The organism is Gloeotrichia echinulata CP02, from assembly GCA_038087035.1.
Taxonomy (GTDB): Bacteria; Cyanobacteriota; Cyanobacteriia; order Cyanobacteriales; family Nostocaceae; genus Gloeotrichia; species Gloeotrichia echinulata.
This window is the reverse complement of sequence record CP051187.1, coordinates 293085-310579: the sequence shown is the minus strand read 5'-3', so window position 1 is coordinate 310579 and position 17495 is coordinate 293085. Positions and strand designations below refer to the sequence as shown.

Here is a 17495-nt window from a genome sequence, read left to right as displayed (position 1 = left end):
GTAGTTCTAATTTAAAATATAAGGCATCAAAATTTATTAAAATAAACCATCTTTCTTTTGGTGCTACATTAATTGTTTATGAGTTATGTATTAGGTATCGATGGCGGCGGTAGTAAGACGGTTTGTGTCTTGATGGATGAAAACCGTCAAATATTAAGTCGTGGTGAAGCAGGTGCATCTAATTATCAGACTATCGGTATTGCTGCAGCACTACAATCAATTCAATCGGCAATTCATGCTGCTGTCAATACAAATCATTGGGAAATTCAAGCGATATGTTTGGGTTTAGCTGGCGTTGGTCGTGCAGCAGATATCGAAGTAGTAAAAAATTTAGTAAAAGATTTACAAAATAACAAATATATACCTATTGTCTGGCAATTACAACCATCTAATATGGTAATTTGTAACGATGCGTTGATTGCTTTAGTAGGCGGAATTGGTCATTCTGTAGGCATTGTAGCTGCAGCAGGCACCGGTTCGATAGTTTTGGGGCGCAATCATCAGGGAGAAATTAAGCGAGTTGGTGGCTGGGGATATATTTTAGGTGATGAAGGTAGCGCTTATAAAATTGCTGTTGCTGGTATGCAAGCAGCGTTAAAATTTTATGATGGGCGTGAAATGTCAACGAGTTTGATAGATGGTTTTCAACAGCATCTTGGTTTGGCGAGTATAGAAGATTTAATTGAAGTCATCTATCGGCGCGGATGGGGTGTTAAAGAGATAGCTGCTTTGGCACAAATTGTGGATTTAGCTGCAGTATCAGGTGATGAAGTAGCGAATCAAATTATTGATGATGCTGTGCAAGAGTTGGTGAAAGCGACTGCTACAGTTATTGAGGCTATTTTTAGTTCTGAATCTGTTTTGGAAGTTGTTACCACCGGAAGTCTGTGGCGAAGTAGATGTAAGATGCAGGAGAGATTTTCAGTATCTCTGGGGATGAATTATTCTCATGTTAAAGTTATTTTTCCGAGGTTTGAACCTGCTTATGGTGCGGGTTTGTTGGCGTTGAAGAGTTTAGCGGGGGAGAGGAAAATAATTTTTAACTAATCGCCCCAGGGACAGAGTATACAGATAGTAGTTACAGCAGTTTTCACGTAGTTGAACCACACTCTCAGGGCACAGCAGTGCTGTGCCCCTACGGCAAATGTGGTCTATTTACCTGAAAATAGCTGTAAGAGTAAAATCGCACGAAAAAATACATTACAATCATATAATATGATTGTAATTTAATCGGCAATAAATATTGGTAAAAGGGATAGATGACATTCGCGAAATGCGAAGCATCTACCCCCAAATAGCTGCCCAGATGATTAACCTAGAACCCTATAGTCAGGTATCTAATAACCCAAGTATCAGCGGAGAAATGTCTATCGTCACCCGGAGAGATACTGATTTAAAAGATATTTGTAAACCGACTTTACAGGGGTTACGTAATTTCTGCCCATCTTCCGATCCCTTCATCGCCTCGCCTTATTCCCCCCATCGCCAATAAGGCTGTTCCATAGGCGGCTTCTGTATTCATTGAAGCGCTTACAGGCACTTTTAAATACCGCTGACGAATCACAGTCCAGGTGTCATTGGCTGCGCCACCCCCAGCGGTATAAACGTGGGTCAATCGGTCGGCCCCTTGCTGCTGTAATAATTCATATCCTTGGGCTTCGATGCGGGCAATGCTTTCTAACAAACCATGTAGAAATTGTACGGAATTATGTGGGCGTGGTTCCAATCTTGGGAGTAAATTGGGATCGTTAATTGGAAAGCGATCGCCTGCTTTCAACAAGGGATAATAATCCAAGGGGCTGGCTTTTGCACCATCAATCTCCCCGCTGAGGCTTTCTAACTCGGCGTTCGTGAAAAATTGCTTTAGCACCGCACCCCCAGTGTTAGAAGCGCCGCCAGTTAGCCACAAATCCCCCAGACGATGGCTGTAAATCCCGTAACGTGCATCTTCTATGCGGGTACGACTCAACAGTTTTAGTACCAATGTTGAACCGAGGGAAGTCACCGCTTCACCTGGTAATTTTGCACCACTGGCCAGAAAAGCCGCAATACTATCAGTTGTACCAGTACATACTAAACAATCATGACGTAATCCGAATTTAGCCGCAATTTCCGGGCGTAATTCGGCAATGGGACTGCCAGGTGGTAAAATTTTGGGTAGCTGAATGGGAATTTGTAGCTTGTTCAACCATTCTGGGTATTTTAACTGTTCTACGTCATAACCTAGCTTTAAAGCGTTGTGGTAGTCGCTAATACCTAAATACCCATGCAGGAGAAATGCCAACCAATCGGCTTGATGTAAGAAATATTCAGCCTTGCTAAAAGATGGTTGTTGCGACATCCACAGAAGTTTGGACAGACTGGAAGTAGCACTTAATACTGTATGATTTTCTGGTACTATGTCCTGCAACTGCTCTAGCATCAGATATCCGCGTCCATCGTTATAAAGTAAGGCTGTATCTACAGGGTTGCCAGCAGCATCGCTGAGTAATACTGTAGAAGAAGTGCCATTAATGGCGATCGCCCTAATTTCTTCTCGCAATTCCTCTGGAATGTATAAAAGCAGCGTAAATAAAGCCGTTTGCCACTCGGTTACTGAGTCGCACACAGCAGCGTTTTCCCAAGGATACCTCACCTCGGCTACGATGGCAGCCTCATCATCAATTACTATAGCCCGTGCGCCAGACGTACCGAAGTCGATCCCCAGAAACAATTCCATAGATTTTTAGATTTTTCTCACGAATAACAACGATTAAAGAATGCTTTGTTGAATCAGCTTTGAAATATTGAATTTTTGCGTCTTTTAGTAGACAATTATCAAGGTAAACCATGTTAGTCTAGGCACAGACTTACATCGGGTTAAAGCTCCTAAGTGTTGGTCTGTGATTGTTTCCGGTATATCTAGTAATTCTCGACTAGATTTTATTTGTATCTAGCATAACCACTACTACAATACCGATTTTAACGAATTGTGTCTATATATTTCCAATTTTGGCAAAACAAGGAAAAGTAGTAAACGAACTGTTCAAAATCTATTGGGTTTAGGAGGCTTCCAACCATGCCTTTATTAAATACTCTCTACCTAGCTGTTTCTTTGTCCGATACTCAAGTGTACATCGCTCTGGTTGTAGCACTAATTCCAGGACTTTTAGCTTGGCGGTTAGCTACAGAGCTTTACAAATAAGACCATAGTGTGAAAGACTGAATCGGATTTATAATCCTGGCATTACGGGTGGCATTTTCTAGACGCTTGGGGCTTTAGAGCATCAACTGTTTGAAAATATCTACGTACGTGTGCCAGGTTTATTTTTTGGCTATAAACACACGTGTAGCATTTTCAAAAAAATGAAGTAATATGGCAGCTAAATCAAGCCGTAATCAATGCAAGTGGGCTGTTTGCGGTGTTCCTCTTTAATCAGTGAGGTTATTTTTACCATCATGCACGCGATTCAACCGACCAGTCCCCCGCAACAACCTATACAAAAACCCCGGGTTGTGTCTCGACCCAAGCGACATCTTCGCCAACGGTCTTACCAGGTGATGGCGCTGGAAACTTCAGCTAAGATTGTGGTTAATCTGGTGATCTGTGGCACTGCAGTTTCTGCTCTGGTGCAACTTTTACCTTATCACTGGTTACAGCAAGAAAAACTGCGAGAAGTGCGTACTGAAGTCAAGCAGATGGAAGGACGTGTCAATACTTTGCAGGCGGAATTTAGCCGGAATTTTGATCCGCACCAAGCTAAAAGTATTAGACAACAACAAGGATACCGATTTGACCCTAGCCAGCGTCCGGTGGTGCTGATGAATCAGGAGGGGAGAGACGTTGAACAAGCAGAGTCATCACCCTAAAAAAGCAGTATATCTGGAATTATAGAAGTTTTTTGCGTTGTCGCAGTGCATCAACAACCTTTGTTAGATACATTAGCTAACAGCTAATAGTTAATAGCTAATTATTGAAGATCTGTTTAGTTATCATCTATTAGCCATTAGCGGTTCAGGGGCACTATACTGCTACAAAAGCATTCAAAAAAAATCAAAAATCATTTTGAATTTTGAATTCCCATTCGGCATTTACCACAAGCGTGATCAGACAGCGAAGCAGAAGCCTTAGATACAGAGCGGCTCGCTGTAGGCTAGACTAGGATAATCTACCAATCAGTATGCTGGGGAGATAGCAGTTCATTTAACCAATTTTCCACTTGTAAACGCAATCGGCAACCTGGAACATCCCTGCTGCTGTCGGAAAGTTTAGTGATGGCGCGGCGATAATCAGCGATCGCACAGTTCCAATCACCGCACAAGTGATATGTTCTGCCTCTCTGGGCTAAAATATGACCTTCTAGTTGACCAAAAAGCAGTGCTACGTCAAAATTCTCAATAGCCTCCTCGTATTCGGTCAAATCACGCAAAGTAATGCCTCGGTTAATCCGTGCCCGCACATGACTAGGATGCAAATCAATCGCCTGATCGTAATCAGCGATCGCCATCCTTAATTCCCCACAAGCCGCGTAGTAATTGGCTCGGTTATTATAAGCGCTGGCTAAATTGGGATTAATTTCTAGTGCTGTATTGTAGTCGCAAAAAGCTTTTTGCGTTTCACCACTTTGAAAATAAATCAGCCCCCGGTTGTTGTAATCAACGGCATTTTCGGGATGACGTTGAATCAGTTGGCTTAACAAGGCGATCGCCTCGGTGTAATCTCCTTCTTGCGCTGACTTCAATGCACAAGAGCGTAAGTTAGTGTCTTTTAACGGTGATTCACCGCGTTTTTTTACACCGTGCAATATATTATTTAATGTACTTTTATTGACTAAATTATCTAAGTTGTTTTGCTGATTGCCGAAAGCTAAAAATGAGTTGTTATTCATATTCTTCTGCCGGATGTGCTTGCTTTTTGAAATCAAATTATAATTTGACACCCGCTGCTGGATTTGCCAATGTGGCAGTTATTTAGGTGTCTATGATCACTGGATTGCCAGAACCCAGCGCTACCAGTGGAAGTCTTCACCTCACACACACACGGGACTTACGCGACGAGGGTATTGATGGAGATCGGTCCTAGGGCCTTGGTTAATTTTTCAGCCCTATGCGCCCCCATGGCCAACCCCAAGATTTCTCGTTACTCATCCATAAGTCCTAAAACAATTGATGCTCCAACCTGATAATGGATACTTCATCCCCAAGTTGAATTCCTGAAAAAGTAAATATCAATCTTCGAGACTACTCAAGTAGTGGGAGCGACAAGTTGCTAAAATGCCAACAAGCCGTTCGTTAAAGATTCACAAGAGGAGACAGGGACACGGTGACTGGTGGAATGCAACAGCAACATCGACTAGTCATCGAGTCTCACCCCAGTACAGCATGACAAAAATACACCTACATACCCTGCGTAAACCTGTTACGCGACTCCAAAATCAGTGAAAAGCTTACTGGATCAGCTTTTTGAATTTTGACCATTCACTTCTTACCCTACGGGAAGGCTACGCCTACGAGGGCAAAATTGTGAAATTTGAATTTCGCGTACGGCTACTTGGTCTGGATTTTACACCCTCCAGCCTCCAGTAGTTGATTTTGACTGTTAAGTTTTATTTTGAGAAAATTGGTTTATGACAACTGCAATTTCTTATCCTCATGCCCCCGATTTAACTGCAGACGATTACATTGTCATCGGACTGGCAAGCTGTTTTGTCAAGGAAGATGGAGAAGTTCATCAAATCGAAGTGATAGAACCAATTCCCTCTGCAGCGTTGGAAGCACTGGTAAAAGGCATTCCTACCTCCTATAAGCTGGCTTATGCGACAACCTTGGGATCAGTGCTAGACAGCGATCAACCATCCTTGACGGCTGATTTTCCACCATCAGCACAGCTAGGAGATGAATTTATGTTAAGGACATTGGCAGCAGCTCGCACCTACAAACGTCGTGAAATTTCACAATCCCTCATTCCTGTAGGTACAACCTTCACAGAATTTAACTATTCCATAGAGCGCAAGCGGGTGCTAAATGCTGCTAGAGTTGTCACCAAAGACGACAACGTTAAACAGCACTCCCACACTCACAAAGTTCTTTAGTTGTCATTTGTCATTTGTCATTGGTCATTTGTCGCCTTGTCTCTCCATCACCCCGTGACCTGTGACCCGTGACCCTTGACCTTTGACCGAAAAAATGGGATTCAAGCCCCGTCCTTCTAGGACGGCTTTTCTTGATTTCTAATATATTGTTTAAGCACTTCTAGCGGCGCTCCACCCACAGAAATAGCAAAATAGCTGGGACTCCATAGAGCTTCTTTATGGGGTTTTTTATATCCAGCTTGTCCATAACGACGACTAGAAACCCCTTTTAGCGCGTTAACGATTTGAGATACAGACAGCTTGGGTGGATATTCAATGGCTCTTGCGTACTTAGCGTGCTAAATTGATAGGATAATGCCAAGAAAGTAAAGCTCTAATCTCAAAATTACGAAAGTTTCTAAATCCAAATCCACTTCGCTTTATTAACTTCAGTTTATTATTTATTCCTTCTACTACTCCACTGGTAGTCCTTCGTTCAAAATATCCGACTATTTCTCCAAACCACCGTTTAATTGTCTGCACACTTCTTTGATAATATGGTTCAGCTTTTTTTAACCAATTGATTAATTCTAGCGTTCCCGTTACCACATTTTTATTGTCTTCAAATAAATTGTGAAAATCTTCTTTTAATGAATGCATTCTAGCTATTAAAGGAGAAGCTTGTTTAATTCTATTTAATTTATCTTTTTGCTTTTCGGTGAGCTTATTCTCGGCTTTTAGAATTGTAAATTTATTTCCTTTTAAACTTTCAAATACTTTTTTTCTTTCCGGGGCATTTAACTCAGATGCTATTTTATTTTCTGCTATCCTAGCTCGATTTAATTCTTCATGTACTAATTTAGTAACATGGAACCTATCTACCGTTACAAGGGCGTTTGGACAAATCTTCTCAATTAAAGATTTATAATTGCCTGTCATATCAATACTTACTTCTTCTATTTGTGACAAAACTTTTTCTCCCCACATTCTCATGGTTTTTTTGATTTCAATTTGTTTTCTTTCTTTTACTAAACCTATCAATTTACCTGAATCTATATCTACTAGCACGACAATAAATTTTCCTTGTCCTTTGACCAAACTAATTTCATCTATTCCTAATCTTCTTAAATCTTTGACATCTATTGGCATCACATTTTTAGCTACATCTTCAAGCATTGATATGACTTATTCATTAGTTAGTCCATTATTTCTTGCCACATTACTTACATTACTATTAATCACTTGTTTGATAATATATTCCGCATATCGGTATGTATACCTCTTTCTTGCTCCTAGAAAATCTAGCTTTTCATTAAATGTTTTTCGGCATTTTTTACACTTGAATCTTCGTCTATTGACATTCAGTATTACTTCAAAATCCCCCATCGGTAAATCTTTCACTAAACATTTTTGATTTTGATGTAAATGTCTTGAGTTTTGACCACAGTGTGGGCACGATGCACTTTTCGCTTTTTTACCTACTGATAGAATTAGGACTTGACCCTCTTGTAGGCTTGATTCTACTAATACTTCAGGCAAATTTAGGAGTTGAGTCATTATTCGTTTCATAATTTATTTTATTAAACATTATTAAAAAATATCTTAACATTTTAGCACGCTAAGTACCCAAGAACCGATTTTAACCACAGATACTCGTAGGGGCGCAAGGCCTTGCGCCCCTACCACGTGGTCTGTTTACACGAACGTGCTGCAAAAAAAGTCTAGAGTAATTCTTGACTTTTGACTTTTGACCACGTGCAGTAAAAAAGTGTAATTTGTAGGCGCAATATAATCGTTTATCGATAATTGGTAAATTGCAAAGCCACAGGGAAATCTTCTTGCTTTAGGCGCTGGATGACCACTTGCAGGTCATCTTTAGATTTGGCTGTTACCCGCACTGCATCACCTTGAATTGAGGCTTGTACCTTTTTGAATTCATCGCGAATCAATTTAGAAATTTGTTTGGCGATGTCTTGGCTAATGCCTTTTTTGAGTGTGATTTCTTGACGTACCCGGTTTCCACTAGCTGAGTCAACTTTACCAAATTCAAAGATTTTTTGGGAGAGGTTACGCTTGGCAGCTTTTTCACGCAGGATATTATGTACAGCATCTAAAGTAAAATCACTGTCGGTGTTAACGTTAATACTTTCTTCAGTTAATTCGACAGTAGTTGCAGTATCTTTGAGGTCATAACGACTTTTAACGTCTCGGACAACTTGATCGACAGCGTTGACCAATTCTTGTCTATCAAAGTCGCTAACAATGTCAAAAGAAAAAGTAGAAGCCATAGAAAATGTTGGATTTGAGATGTTGGTTGAGAAAACAGGAATTAGGGATAGGGTGCTTTTATTTTGAATTTGGAAGTAGTTAACCCCATTTTAACCAGGGAGCAACGCGATTTTGTGAGGTGAGGTCAGGACAAAAACAAGCGATACCTGGGACGGGCTACGCCTACGCTAAAATACCCGATCTCCTTGTGGGTGGGGCGGTTGACTAGTAGTTGCATTTGCTGGATACTGCTGCAAAACGTGGCGCAAATACTCCCCAGTATAAGACCGGGGATTTTGGGCTACATCTTCTGGCGTACCCACCGCAATTACTTCTCCTCCTTTATCGCCACCTTCAGGACCCAAATCTATAACCCAATCAGCACAACGAATTACATCTAAATTGTGTTCAATTACTAAAATTGAATTTCCTTTATCTACCAATCTTTGCAAGACATCCAACAATTTGTGGACATCGTAAAAAGATAACCCTGTTGTGGGTTCATCGATTAAATAAAGTGTCTTACCTGTGGCGCGGCGTGATAATTCTGTGGCTAATTTCACCCGCTGTGCTTCGCCTCCAGATAAGGTAGTTGCAGGTTGTCCCAATTGCACATAACCTAACCCGACATCCACCAAAGTTTGTAACCGAGTGACGGCTTTAGGAATGTTTTGAAAGAACTCTAAACTCTCCTCAGCGGTCATGTTGAGAACGTCAGAAATAGATTTATCTTTATATTTTACCTGCAAAGTGTCGCGGTTGTATCTTGCACCTTTACAAACTTCACATTGGACGTAAACATCGGGTAAAAAGTTCATTTCAATGACATTTACTCCCTGTCCACTACAAGCTTCACAACGTCCACCTTTAACGTTAAAAGAAAATTGTCCAGGTTTGTAACCTCTAGCTTTGGCTTCGACAGTTTGAGTAAATACATCCCGAATAATATCAAAAACCCCTGTATAAGTCGCGGGGTTAGAACGTGGTGTGCGTCCAATGGGAGATTGGTCAATGACTATTGCTTTATCAATAGAATTTAATCCCTTAATTGCATCCATTTCTTTGGGTAAGGGAACTTTTTTAAGTAAGTGATGTTGCAATGCTGGATAAAGTAATTCATTAATTAAAGTAGATTTACCAGAACCAGAAACACCAGTGACCGCGACAAGTTTACCTAGAGGAATTTCGACATTGATATTTTTTAAATTATTGCGATGGGCGTTTGTGATTAGCAAACTGCGTCCATTTCCTTCCCGGCGTGTTGTTGGCGTATTAATTACCCGCCTTCCTGATAAGTAGGCACCGGTCAAGGAATCTTCTGCTGTTAGCAAAGCTTGTAAATCACCTTGGGCGATAATATGTCCCCCATGAATTCCTGCACCGGGGCCAATATCAACAATGTGGTTGGCTGCACGAATTGTTTCTTCATCATGCTCAACTACAATTAAAGTATTACCCAAATCGCGCAATTTCGTTAAAGTTGTGAGTAATCTGCCATTATCGCGTTGATGTAAACCAATACTTGGTTCATCTAAAACGTAGAGAACGCCTGTTAAGCCAGAACCAATTTGTGTTGCTAGCCTAATGCGTTGTGCTTCCCCACCAGAAAGGGTCATTGCGGGACGGTCAAGACTGAGATAATCTAAACCGACATCCAATAAAAATTGCAATCTCGCCTTAATTTCTCTCAGCACCAAATCAGCAATTTTAACTTGGCGATCGCTCAACTTTAACTGATCAATTCTCTCTCGACAATCGCGAATAGAAACGCTAGTGAAATCCAGAATTCCATATTGACCTAACCTCACCGCCAAAGCTTCCGGCTTTAACCTTTTTCCCCCACAAACCTCACAGGGCTGGTCAATCAAATAGTCTTCTAACTTCTGCTTAACTAACTCCGACCCCCCCTCATATTGCCGTTGTAAAATGGGAATAACCCCTTTAAAACTCTGTTTTCTCTGTGCCTGGGCGGTTTTTTGCTCGTCCTCCCCATACAAAACAATTTGCTGTTGTTCTGCTGTTAACTGACTCCAAAACATTTGCAACTCAAATCCATAAATTTGCCCCACACTATACAGCAATTCCAGATAGTAGGAATTATCTTTTTCAGACCAAGGGGCAATAGCCGCATAGACAGGCGTTTCTGGGTCAGGTACTATCAAATCAGGCGAAAATCGTTTTAAAGTTCCTATGCCATGACAATTAGGACAAGCACCATAAGGCGAATTAAAAGAGAACAATCGCGGGGATAATTCTTCCATTACCGCCCCATGTTCTGGACAAGCAAAGTTCTCAGAAAATACTAACTCTTCTTCACTCTCATTTGTTGTTTGGCCTTGGTCATGACCAAGGACAATGGTAGCAATACCACCAGATTGCTTGAGACAGGTAGACAATGAATCAACCAAACGCTCGTGAATACCGTCTTTTTTCACCAAGCGGTCAATGACAACTTCAATCGTGTGTGTCAAATTTTTATCTAATTCAATAGAATCAGAAAGTTCTCGCACCTCCCCATTAATCCGCACACGGACAAAACCAAGGGAAGCCAAACTGGATAACAGCTTGCGGTGAGTACCTTTTTTACCCCGAACCACAGGGGCAAGAATTTGGAATCGGGTGCGATCTGGTAAATTCATAATGCGATCGCACATCTCATCAATAGTCTGAGGTGCAATACAGCGATCGCAAATGGGACAATGGGGTTCACCAGCACGACCATACAATAGCCGCAGATAGTCGTAAATCTCCGTCACCGTCCCCACCGTCGAACGGGGGTTATGAGACGTAGACTTTTGGTCAATGGAAATCGCGGGACTTAAACCCTCAATCGCCTCCACATCCGGCTTATCTAATTGTCCCAGAAATTGCCGCGCATAAGCGCTGAGAGATTCCACATAGCGGCGTTGTCCCTCGGCGAAAATGGTATCAAACGCCAAAGAAGACTTACCCGAACCAGAAACGCCAGTGAACACAATCAGGCGATCGCGTGGCAATTCCAAATCGATATTCTTAAGATTATGCTGCCTTGCGCCCCGAATCCGAATCGTATTCTGATTTTTGTGGCTGGGGTAAGGAAGATGACCATTTAAGGATGTTGCTAGCTGTTCGTCTGACATATCGCCTGGCTGAAAAGGAGTTTCTAGTGAAACAGTCCTTAATAATAATATCTTTGCAGCCGTTATTATAGAACAATAGTACTGTTGTGGGTAATAAACTCCGATTTATTATCCAGTAATTGTTAATTTGAAAGCATATTTCTGAAAAATCCTCCTGAAGGTGAAGGTATGGTAACTCAAATCCAAGCACCGACCCAGCCAGAGGTCATCTACCCCGATTGTGATGGACAACCAGTGGCAAATAACACCATACAGTTTCGTTGGCTTGTGGAGATCAAGCAGAATTTAGATTGGTTATTCGCCAATGATCCGAATGTATTTGTAGCGGGAGACTTATTTTGGTATCCCGTCGAGGGACGGAATAAAATCGTTGTCGCCCCAGATGTTATGGTAGTCTTGGGCCGACCAAAACGCGATCGCCTTTCTTACCGACAATGGTTAGAAGCAGGAATTTCCCCCCAAGTAGTCTTTGAAATCCTCTCCCCCAGCAATACTAAAGCTGAGATGGATAAAAAATTACTCTTCTTTGACCGTTATGGCGTCGAAGAGTATTATATTTATGACCCTGACAGCCATGATTTGTCTGGTTGGTTGCGTGGTGAAGACGGGTTGGATATCATCCCCGAAATGGCAGATTGGACTAGTCCTCGCTTAAAAATTCGCTTTGGTCTATCAGCAGAAGGCTTACAGCTTTATCGACCTGATGGGGAGCGTTTTTTGGGTTATGACGAAATTTATCAACAGCTAGAACAAGAACACCAACGCGCCGAACAAGAACACCAACGCGCCGAACAAGAACACCAACGCGCCGAACAAGAACGCCAACGCGCCGAACAAGAACGCCAGCGAGCAGAAAAATTAGCAGCCCAATTAAGGGCGCTAGGAGTGGAACCAGAAACTTAAGATAGACTTTCCCACATTGTAGGGGCGCAAGGCCTTGCTCCGTAGGGGCGCAAGGCCTTGCGCCCCTACCACTCCAAACGCCACGCTAGGAACTTGAAACTTGAATATTTTGTAAGCTGGGTCAGATGTCAAAAATCTGTTGAGAATCAGGAAAAACTCAAATCTGACGCACCCCACTAACTACTAACACTCAACAGTCAATAAATATTAAATTTCAAAAAATGCCAAAATGGCAACCAAGCCAAAAATAATTCAGTTAAATTTGTAAAAGATAAACGACTTCAAGGGTGTTGTTATCAGGGTCTACCAAACAATCATATTACTTGTAAATACAAGTTTTTCGGATTGATTTGATTGTACACAATAATTATATCTACCAATCATTTGTATTGGCAGATTATAAACAGTAATGAACCTTGGCATTTGCCGCAACAGGAACATTAATTTTGTCTGGATATTGTCGTTAAATTACACTTTAGCCCCCTAAATAAAGGGCAGTATCCATACATATTCCTGAACGCTCCAGTGGCAAATGACAGAGTGGGAGAATTAAGGCGAATGGTATGCCTTCTCTCACTTATTATTTATTAAAAGCGACGGGAAACTCCATCCCAATACTGCTAGGTTAAGAGCCGGAAATAAATTTCCGGCTCTTAACTTATAAAAAATTCGTATCCCGCAGGAACTCAAGAATCTCAAGATTCAGATGTTCTGAAGAACCAGTAGCAGCATCATGACAACAGTTAGGCAGAATTTGTAACTTAGCATTAGGGAGAGATTGATATAATTTGTAACCGTGACTAACCGGGAACCAACTATCTTGCTCACCCCATAAAATTAGTGTGGGACAATAAATTTTATCCAGTTTATTTTGAATTTGACTGAGGAGATTTGGTTTATTAGTTTGGTAATCTTCTAATTCCTTTGCTGCTATTTGTAATTCTTCAGCGATTTTGACAATAGTACCAGGAAACTCAATAAATGGGTAACATATCCAGTAGATATCTTCCTCATTGAGGATGGATGGGTCAAATAGTACGCCACGTCTTTGAATTGCCATGAATTCTCGAAATAGAGGCGCAAACAAATATGCGAGACGCAAAGAGTCAATTGTTTGCAGTATTTCCAGCGGCGTTTTGGCTAATAACCACATTCCCCAATGGGGTAAAGTTTCAGCAAAAATTGGTACATTAATGACTACTAACCGCGCTATTAATTCAGGATATTCTTGAGCCAGGGATAGGGAAACTAATGCTCCCAAAGATTCGGCGATAATCACAGCAGGTTCATCACATAAAGCCTGAATAATCCGCGCTAGCTCAAGAACTTGATGTCCGTTATTTTCACGGCGAGACAAAGGTTTTTCGGAAAAACCATAACCTTTAGCATCAAAACAAATTACGCGAAAATATTTAGACAATGGCGTAATGGTGTGACGCCAATTGTAGCTCCAGTTGCCCATCCCATGTAATAAAATCAGCGGTTTACCTGTACCTTTCTCACCATAAGCAATTTGTACAGGATAACCTTGACTATCAGTAATAATTAAACTTTGCCGCCCTTGAGGAAAAGTAGTATCCCACCAATCTTTCATTTTTTTTATCAATGACGAATTTAGCCGCCAATTAAGGACTGCCACAACAATCTAATTAGTATAACTGGGATGGCGACTAAGATAATAGCCACGACTAATAATCCGACCAAAACAGCAAAGATAAACCATCCATCAGCACTTTTATTTTGGCTGGGGAATTTTAAGTACTCTTCCAAGAGCTTGATATTAAAAGTATTAGCCGTCCAAGCAAAATCAAAAAAGTCTCCCAGCAGTGGGATAGAACCTACCAAACCATCAATAACGATATTGAAGACCATTTTACTGAGTGTCCTTTTAGGCACGCCTAGCCGCGCGGCTTCTAAGACAATGTAGCAAGAAAGCATGACTCCTAAAAAATCACCACCAATAGGTATTAATCCTATAAGTGGATCTAAGCCAATACCAACATGGGTTCCGGGAATGGTAACAGCATTATCGAGTAACCAGCTAAGTTGACGTAGGCGCTTCAAGGTAGGGGCCTTGGCATCGGGTTCAATAGTGGAAAACCGAGAGGTAAAATCAGGGCATTGGGGCGATCGCTTTCTTGAGGACGTAGAATTCTCGTATATTTTACTGCTGTGTTATAACTTTTCAACGGCGAAATGTATTTATAGCTACATACTTAAGATTTTTTGACAAACTTCGAGTCCTTTGGTGAGTGCATATCTTCGCCCACAATTACATTCAATTGGTCTCCCACCAATAGTACAAAGGAACTCATCCACAGCCATAACATTAAAACTATCACAGCGCCTACAGCACCATAAACTTTGTTGTAGTTACCAAAATTAGTCACATAAAGCCGAAATAAGCCAGATAAAATCGCCCAGACAATAGCTGCTAAAATTGCTCCTGGCATAATCGGTGTACCTGATATCCACACACTCGGTCCATAGCTATAGATAAAGCCAAAAGCAGCGGCAATAATACCTAAAGCTAAAGGCCACAGTAATAGTTGCCAAAGATGGGATAAAAAGTTTAAATAACTATGTTGACGGACGACAATATTTAATAATATATCACTAATAAAGATTAAGAAAGAAGCCAGCAACAACAGTAAAATGCTCCCAATTGTTAATCCTAGAGATACGAGTTTGGCTTTCCAAAAGGGGCGCATGTTCTGTTTGGGAATTTGATGAATTTGATCAAAGGACGCCATCCCAGCACTTATGGCGCCAGAAGCAGTCCAAATTGCCAGTGCAAAACTCAAAGAAAACAAGCTACTATTTTTGGAATTAGCAATTTCTTTTGTGGCAAAATCACCAATCAGATCTAGCGCTTCTTCTGGGATGATGTGACTAAGTTGATCCGTTAGCTGCTTAAAAGTGTCTTGCAAAGATTCTGCCAATAAGCCAATGGCTGTTAGAAATGCGAGTATAGCCGGAAACAGCGATAACATGGCATTGAAGGCAATTTCTGAGGCTAGTCCTAAAAGTCGGCTTTCGATGGTCTTCGTCAAAGTTTTCTTCAGCGTGCGCCAATTGAGGTGACGAAAGAAGCGGACAAAAGGAGGCTTGTCCATGATTGTGAGTTATGACTGTGTGGTTTTCTCAACTAATGTGCCAAGTATTCTGTGGCGACGCATCTATCTTATTACTTCTTTTTTACGAAAAAATACTGATTTGGGGATTGGGGATTGGGGATTGGGGATTGGGGAGCGGACAAATGACAAAGAGTAATGAGTAATGAGTAATGAGTAATGAGTAATGAGTAATGAGTAATGAGTAATGACAAATGACAAATGACAACTGACAACTGACAAATGACAAATGACAAATGACAAATGACAAATGACAACTGACAAATGACAAATGACAAATGACAAATGACAAATGACAAATGACAAATGAGAAATAACTATGAATCAAGACTTAACAAAACAATGGTTAGGAGAAATTCAAGCACTCAAACAGCAGATGGAGCAATTACAGCGCGATCGCGATGCAGGTTGGGAAAGTGCGGAAAGATGGCGTAAACTGTATAACACAGAGGCAGAACAACGCCGTACAGATATTCAGCTGTCCCAACAGGCGATCGCATCCCTAAAAGCAGAAATTCAAAAACTCCAGGGTTTTGAGGAAGGGACACTTGCTGAAACTACACTCCAAACAGCGATTGAACAAGAAATCTCGCAACTCGAATCTTTTGAGGAATTGAAAACTAAATTAATTACACTCATCAAAGAACGCGATCGCCTGCTACAAGCTTTGAAAATTGAACAAGATAACCACGCCCAAACTCGCCAAAGCTTAACCACTGCCTTAGGTGATGCCATTGATAGTTTGACACGAGAACGCGCCGACGGAATGGGCGAGGGGGAAAGGAGGGGATGAGGAGCTAGTCTGGTATATCTACATCTGAAAATTTGCACTCTCTGAGATTTGCCCCACGAAACATGGTATTATCGAGGATGGCGTCATATAGGGTCGCTAGATATAGATTAGCCTGATACAGGTTAGCATCAGAGAGGTTGGCGCAGTCGAGGTTGGCTGCACTGAGGATTGTTCGATGCAAATTAGCCCCAGATAGGTTTGCGCCTTTGAGGTTGGCTGCAGTGAGGATTACTCCAGATAAATTAGCCCCGCAAAGTTCTGCGCCTGAAAGATTACTTTGATAGAGGTTTGCCTTTTCTAGATTAGCCCCTGAAAGGTTGACGCCGCTCATGTCTGTATGACTCAAATCAAGTTGCTCATTTTCTGGGTCTTGGTTGATATCTCTTCTAGCAATTACAGTCAAAGCTGCTTGAATATCTTGACGAATTCCTAGGGATGTGTTAGGTTTCAGTTCTGCTTGGGGCTGATAGGGCGCATGATTACGGACAAACATAGTGAGATTGTCCATGATTATCCAGTGAAATTGTGGATATTCAAGGGCGATTTGCTCTAAATCATCAATTGCAGTCAGACTTGTTTCTAGATTTTGATGATTATCTAGCTGTTCAAAGGCTATTTTTAAGCGTTGCTTGGGGGATGGAAATTTAGTTTTCTTGATTTTTCTCCTACTGGTGATTATTCCCAAATCTATATTCGGCAAGTAATTTTTATTCCTCGGCAAAAGAATTTTACCATTCTGATAACCATTCATAATTACTCTCCACATTTCCAAAATTATTTTGAATAATTTAGTTGCGTAAGTGATTTTTCCATCCATAGACAAATCCTGAATATTTAGTAAATGTCGGGATTAGATTTACCAAAAACCGAAAATATAAATTTAAGAACAAATAAACGCAGATGCTTGTTATATCGCACCCTGTCCTATACTCTGTAAATAGTTGCGCTCACTACAAAAGACTGTTACCCTGACGATATAGATTTCCCTAAGTCCCTGAAAATAGCCAGCAGTAGACTGGTCTGTTCGGTTGCTGAACAGACAATCAAGGGTTTTTTTGAAATACGGATGATCCTGATGTGATCAACTTATATCATAAAACCTGCACTGAAAATTCAAAAGCGGATCTGAAAAATCTATCGAAGGGCTTTGTTGGGTTACCCTGCGGGTTCTCCGAAGGAGTACGCAGAGCCTCAACCCAACCTACGATTTTCCTTAACCGAGCAGTAT

Annotated in this window: 17 protein-coding genes and 1 pseudogene; 6 read left to right on the top strand and 12 right to left on the bottom strand. The window is 41.2% G+C overall.

Features of this window, described 5'->3' with window-relative positions; all coding sequences use genetic code 11:
* Positions 1–78 precede the first annotated feature (78 nt).
* Positions 79–1047, top strand: coding sequence for a BadF/BadG/BcrA/BcrD ATPase family protein (locus HEQ19_01430; protein WYL98385.1), 969 nt, complete (start codon positions 79–81; stop codon positions 1045–1047).
* A gap of 379 nt (positions 1048–1426) precedes the next feature.
* On the opposite strand, the gene HEQ19_01425 is transcribed toward HEQ19_01430, so the two are convergent.
* Positions 1427–2719 (bottom strand): FGGY-family carbohydrate kinase, encoded by a 1293-nt coding sequence (locus HEQ19_01425; protein WYL98384.1) that lies wholly within the window; start codon positions 2717–2719, stop codon positions 1427–1429.
* A gap of 339 nt (positions 2720–3058) precedes the next feature.
* Here HEQ19_01425 and psaM point away from each other — a divergent pair, with 339 nt between their 5' ends.
* Positions 3059–3184 carry a photosystem I reaction center subunit XII gene (gene psaM / locus HEQ19_01420; protein ID WYL98383.1) on the top strand — a complete coding sequence of 42 codons (126 nt, stop codon included), beginning with the start codon at positions 3059–3061 and terminating at the stop codon, positions 3182–3184.
* 254 nt (positions 3185–3438) lie between these two features.
* Entirely contained in the window at positions 3439–3849 is a 411-nt protein-coding gene (locus tag HEQ19_01415) for a hypothetical protein (GenBank protein WYL98382.1), read from the top strand.
* A 299-nt stretch (positions 3850–4148) separates the two neighbouring features.
* Here HEQ19_01415 and HEQ19_01410 read toward each other — a convergent pair whose 3' ends face one another.
* Entirely contained in the window at positions 4149–4868 is a 720-nt protein-coding gene (locus HEQ19_01410) for a tetratricopeptide repeat protein (protein ID WYL98381.1), read from the bottom strand.
* 738 nt (positions 4869–5606) lie between these two features.
* On the opposite strand from HEQ19_01410, the gene HEQ19_01405 reads away from it, so the two are divergent.
* Complete coding sequence (locus HEQ19_01405; protein WYL98380.1) at positions 5607–6071, top strand: hypothetical protein; 465 nt, start codon at positions 5607–5609, stop codon at positions 6069–6071.
* 116 nt (positions 6072–6187) lie between these two features.
* On the opposite strand, the pseudogene tnpA reads toward HEQ19_01405, so the two are convergent.
* The 5 genes and pseudogenes from tnpA to uvrA form a co-directional block, all read right to left on the bottom strand.
* Positions 6188–6388, bottom strand: a pseudogene (gene tnpA, locus HEQ19_01400) (IS200/IS605 family transposase).
* A gap of 13 nt (positions 6389–6401) precedes the next feature.
* Complete coding sequence (locus HEQ19_01395) at positions 6402–7226, bottom strand: ISL3 family transposase (protein WZI67086.1); 825 nt, start codon at positions 7224–7226, stop codon at positions 6402–6404.
* 9 nt (positions 7227–7235) lie between these two features.
* Positions 7236–7607, bottom strand: a complete 372-nt coding sequence (locus HEQ19_30595) for a transposase family protein (protein ID WZI67085.1) — start codon at positions 7605–7607, stop codon at positions 7236–7238.
* 239 nt (positions 7608–7846) lie between these two features.
* The gene (locus tag HEQ19_01390) at positions 7847–8338 is read right to left on the bottom strand and encodes a YajQ family cyclic di-GMP-binding protein (GenBank protein WYL98379.1); all 492 of its coding nucleotides are present in this window, start codon (positions 8336–8338) and stop codon (positions 7847–7849) included.
* A 168-nt stretch (positions 8339–8506) separates the two neighbouring features.
* On the bottom strand, positions 8507–11437 hold the full coding sequence (gene uvrA, locus HEQ19_01385; protein WYL98378.1) for an excinuclease ABC subunit UvrA: 2931 nt from the start codon (positions 11435–11437) through the stop codon (positions 8507–8509).
* 168 nt (positions 11438–11605) lie between these two features.
* Between uvrA and HEQ19_01380 the strand changes: the two genes are divergently transcribed.
* Positions 11606–12340, top strand: a complete 735-nt coding sequence (locus HEQ19_01380) for a Uma2 family endonuclease (GenBank protein ID WYL98377.1) — start codon at positions 11606–11608, stop codon at positions 12338–12340.
* 658 nt (positions 12341–12998) lie between these two features.
* On the opposite strand, the gene HEQ19_01375 is transcribed toward HEQ19_01380, so the two are convergent.
* The 4 genes from HEQ19_01375 to HEQ19_01360 all read right to left on the bottom strand — a co-directional run bounded on the left by HEQ19_01375 (position 12999) and on the right by HEQ19_01360 (position 15780).
* Positions 12999–13934 (bottom strand): alpha/beta hydrolase, encoded by a 936-nt coding sequence (locus HEQ19_01375; GenBank protein ID WYL98376.1) that lies wholly within the window; start codon positions 13932–13934, stop codon positions 12999–13001.
* A gap of 20 nt (positions 13935–13954) precedes the next feature.
* Positions 13955–14404 (bottom strand): DUF4112 domain-containing protein, encoded by a 450-nt coding sequence (locus tag HEQ19_01370; protein WYM03192.2) that lies wholly within the window; start codon positions 14402–14404, stop codon positions 13955–13957.
* Between the two features lie 152 nt (positions 14405–14556).
* A complete protein-coding gene (locus HEQ19_01365) occupies positions 14557–15456 on the bottom strand; it encodes a YihY/virulence factor BrkB family protein (protein ID WYL98375.1) in 900 nt (299 codons plus the stop codon).
* Between the two features lie 63 nt (positions 15457–15519).
* On the bottom strand, positions 15520–15780 hold the full coding sequence (locus HEQ19_01360; protein WYL98374.1) for a hypothetical protein: 261 nt from the start codon (positions 15778–15780) through the stop codon (positions 15520–15522).
* A 13-nt stretch (positions 15781–15793) separates the two neighbouring features.
* Between HEQ19_01360 and HEQ19_01355 the strand changes: the two genes are divergently transcribed.
* Positions 15794–16267, top strand: a complete 474-nt coding sequence (locus HEQ19_01355; protein WYL98373.1) for a hypothetical protein — start codon at positions 15794–15796, stop codon at positions 16265–16267.
* A 4-nt stretch (positions 16268–16271) separates the two neighbouring features.
* Here HEQ19_01355 and HEQ19_01350 read toward each other — a convergent pair whose 3' ends face one another.
* The gene (locus HEQ19_01350; protein ID WYM03191.2) at positions 16272–17018 is read right to left on the bottom strand and encodes a pentapeptide repeat-containing protein; all 747 of its coding nucleotides are present in this window, start codon (positions 17016–17018) and stop codon (positions 16272–16274) included.
* Positions 17019–17495: the final 477 nt, after the last annotated feature.